Here is a 2,326-nt window from a genome sequence, read left to right on the forward strand (position 1 = left end):
GCACGTTCCTCCGGCAGCGTCGCGACCGCGCGAGCCAGGTAGGGCAGGCCCTTTTGCCGGGTGATCCGTCCGACGAACACGACCGAGCGGCGCGTCGGGTCGATCCCGAGTGCGCGCACGGCGTCCTCGTCGACGGTTCGGCTTCCACTCGTCGATGTCGATGCCGTTGTAGACGACGTGCACCTTCGACGGGTCGATCGACGGGTACGACCGGAGGATGTCGGCACGCATGGCCTTGGACACGGCGATCACGCCGTCGGCCTGCTCGAACGCCTCGCGCTCCATCCAGCTCGAGAGCCGGTAGCCGCCGCCGAGCTGTTCGGCCTTCCAGGGGCGCAGCGGCTCGAGGCTGTGCGCCGTGACGACGTGCGGGATGCCGTAGGTCAGCTGCGCGATCCGGCCGGCCGCGTTCGCGTACCAGGTGTGCGAGTGCACGAGGTCGGCGCCTCCCCCGCGACTACACCCCGCCCGCGGCCCCCGCGCCCGCCGGCGCCTGAGCGCGGGCGCCGCGCGGCGCCCGGGCCCGCGCCCGGGCCCGCGCCCGCGCCCGCCGGGCCCGCGCCCACCGAGCCCGCCCCGTCGGGCCCGCCCCGCCCCGCCGGCATGCGTCGTCGAGCGGGCGAAATACGTCACACTCGGCGCTCCGAATCGGCGAGAAGCGCCCGCTCGGCATCGAGGTTGCGGCGTGTCCCGCCCGCTCGCAGCACGAACGCCTGCCGCAGTCGCTCGAACATGACAGCCGGGCGCGCGGCATCCGCGGCGGTGACGTGGATCACGAGCCACCCGTTCACCTCGAAGCCGTTGCGGCGGCGTTGATCGTGCCGGAAGGTCTCCTGCTCCCGGTGGTGGTCGCCGTCGTACTCCAGTGCGATCCGGTACTCCGGCCACGCCATGTCGACTCGTCCGAGGAAGACACCGGCCTCATCGAGGACGTCGATGTTGAGCTGCGGCTCGGCGAATCCCGCGTGGACCACAGCGAGCCGGAAGCGCGTCTCCATCGCTGACTCTGCACCGACACGGACCAGGGCCAGCGCTGCGCGTGCCGCTCGAGACGCCCGCGCACCAGGACGGATCGCATTCGCCAGCTCATCGACGGTCGAGAGTCCACTCCGCCCCACGAAGTGGTCGCCGAGCACCACGAGATCGACAAGGTCGAGGATCCCGGCGCACTCGAACCAGGCCTGCGCCGGCGCACTCACCCGTTTGCCGCCACGCTGCCGGACGTCCGGCGCTGCGGAGCGATGGCCCACCACTCCGTTGCGGCGCATCGCGGTGTCCGAGGTCGAGGTGACGTGGACCGGCCCTTCCCGGACCGCCGACGGCAACGGGGCACCCCAGATGACCGCGGCGCTCGTGTGGCTGAAGTGCTGATCGATTCGGAGCACCACGGCTATCGCATCGATCCGACTGGTGGCCGAGCCCGCCCGGGTGCGCACACCGTGCACGGGCGATTCGAGGTCGCGTCGGCGGAGTCGGCCGGCAGGGACGTGCCGCGCGAGGGCGTCCCGCACACGGAACGGCGCATGGCGGAACGGATCCGGAAGACGGGAAGCATCACGCATGCGCTCAATCGTCTCGACGAGGCGCTCGGCGTGAGCTCTCGGAACCGCAACCTGTGGAGAACCGCCGGGCCGCGCCTCCTGTGCGTGAGGAACCCGCGGACCGGGCGGGCAGGACACGCCGCGCGTTGAGCGCCGAGCGGGCGGGATACGCCGCCGGAGCGCCCCGAGCGTGACGTATTTCGCCCGCTCGGTGCAACGGCCGGCCGGCACCCGCGCGCCGCCCGCACCCGCGCGCCGCACTCACCCGCACCCCCCGCACGCGGAAGGGCCCCGCACGCGGAAGGGCCCCGCACGCGCAGCGTGCGGGGCCCTTCCGGAACGACGGACTAGAAGTCCATGCCACCCGTGGGGTCGCCGGCCGGCATGGCCGGGGACTTCTCGGGCTTGTCGGCGACGACGGCCTCGGTCGTGAGGAACAGACCGGCGATCGACGCAGCGTTCTGCAGCGCCGAGCGCGTGACCTTGGCCGGGTCGATGATGCCCGCGGCGACGAGGTCGACGTACTCACCGGTCGCGGCGTTGAGGCCGTGACCCGACTCGAGCTCGCGGACCTTGGCGGCGACACATGGTGTTCGTGACCGCCGGTGAGGGTGGTGGGACCGGCACGGGTGGTGCGCCCGTCGTCGCCCGCATCGCCAAGTCCATCGGCGCCCTCACCATCGGTGTCGTCACGAAGCCGTTCAGCTTCGAGGGCAAGCGTCGTCAGTCCCAGGCCGAGAACGGCGTCGCCGGGCTCAAGGAAGAGGTCGACACGCTCATCGTCG

At 72.4% G+C, this 2,326-nt stretch carries 1 protein-coding gene and 3 pseudogenes; 1 reads left to right on the forward strand and 3 read right to left on the reverse strand.

Annotated features, from left to right (window positions below; translation table 11 throughout):
* The 3 genes and pseudogenes from I5E_RS08530 to I5E_RS23455 form a co-directional block, all read right to left on the reverse strand.
* A pseudogene (locus I5E_RS08530) lies at window positions 1-633 on the reverse strand (glycosyltransferase); the annotation flags it as partial.
* The gene (locus I5E_RS08535) at window positions 630-1,445 is read right to left on the reverse strand and encodes an endonuclease domain-containing protein (RefSeq protein WP_148286908.1); all 816 of its coding nucleotides are present in this window, start codon (window positions 1,443-1,445) and stop codon (window positions 630-632) included. The pseudogene I5E_RS08530 and the gene I5E_RS08535, both read right to left, overlap by 4 nt.
* Window positions 1,446-1,888: 443 nt before the next feature.
* Window positions 1,889-2,125: pseudogene (locus I5E_RS23455) on the reverse strand (TCP-1/cpn60 chaperonin family protein); the annotation flags it as partial.
* Window positions 2,126-2,127: 2 nt separating this feature from the next.
* Between I5E_RS23455 and I5E_RS08545 the strand changes: the two are divergent.
* A pseudogene (locus I5E_RS08545) lies at window positions 2,128-2,326 on the forward strand (cell division protein FtsZ); the annotation flags it as partial.

Source organism: Curtobacterium sp. B18 (assembly GCF_000333375.1).
Classification (GTDB): Bacteria; Actinomycetota; Actinomycetes; order Actinomycetales; family Microbacteriaceae; genus Curtobacterium.